Origin of the sequence: Barnesiella sp. CU968 (assembly GCF_905219685.1) — a bacterium.
In the GTDB taxonomy this organism is placed as follows: domain Bacteria; phylum Bacteroidota; class Bacteroidia; order Bacteroidales; family Muribaculaceae; genus Lepagella; species Lepagella muris_A.
In genome coordinates this window covers 1-1,085 of record NZ_CAJMXD010000593.1, presented here as the reverse complement: position 1 = coordinate 1,085, position 1,085 = coordinate 1, and the positions used below count along the sequence as shown (strand labels likewise).

General features: G+C 39.8%; 1 protein-coding gene. It reads right to left on the bottom strand.

Annotated elements, in window-relative coordinates; all coding sequences use genetic code 11:
- A partial coding sequence (nrdD, locus tag JX312_RS13915) for an anaerobic ribonucleoside-triphosphate reductase (RefSeq protein ID WP_239653942.1) occupies positions 1-620 on the bottom strand: 620 nt, incomplete at its 3' end.
- Positions 621-1,085 lie beyond the last annotated feature (465 nt).

Genomic DNA, 1,085 nt, shown 5'->3' with positions numbered 1-1,085 from the left:
GAAATACAACCTATTATGCTTGCAGTTTCAATTCTTTTGGCCGGACGTGATTCTCCATGTCCTGCAACAAATCCTTTCTTGAGAATCCTGTCGAGTGGATGCTGCACGCAAGTCAGACTTTTTGTAGGGTAGTAGTCTTTGTCGTGTATGTGCAGATAGTTGTTTTTGACAGCAGCCTTTACATCCGGACTCAGCAGGTAGTCATCGACAAACGGTTTTGTGGTCTCGCTTGCGAATTTCATCATCATTCCGGCCGGAGAATCTGTGTTCATATTGGCGTTCTCGCGAGTAATGTCATTGTTCTTAGCCTCGATGATCTCAAGAAACATGTCGCGGGTTTTTGCCCTGCGGGCGATAGACCGCTGGTCGCGATATGCTATATACCGTTTTGCCACGTCCTTTCTTGCCGACTTCATCAGTTCTATCTCCACGCGATCTTGAATTTCTTCGACAGTCATGCGGTCCTTGCCGCTCATGCCGACACGGTCGGTGATTTTCTGAACCAAAGCCTCATCTTCGCCCATTTCTGTTGTCAACATGGCTTTGCGTATAGCAGCTTTTATTTTTTCTTCGTTATAGCCCACAACGCGACCATCACGTTTCTCAACAATCTGTATCATGATTATAATGGAATTGTTAATCGGCATGTATATTAAGGTAGACGCGTATTGAGCATGCCTCCTCAAATGCATTGCAAAGGTAGGATTATTATGTGTGATGCGCAAATTTTACAGGATAAATTTATTGACAAAATTATTGTTTTGGACAACAATTCGAGTTTGTAAAAAATGTAAAATATTACAGATAAAGATAATAGGATTTTTTTAGACAACTTTGAAAAAATTGAGACAGTAATTATTGCTAAAAATGTAAATTGGAAGAGGTATGTTGTATAACATGTTCAACATATGGCTGATATTTAGTAATTTTGCATGACAAGTTAAGGAGGGGTTAAAAGTAGAATTAAGCGAAAGACGACAGTCCCAAATTTAAGTTTTATTTTAAGCCGCTTCACTGGCGTCTCTTAAAATCTGTTAATGCGAAATTGTTAAACTCTGTATTCATGTTGGTTACGCGATTTTCTG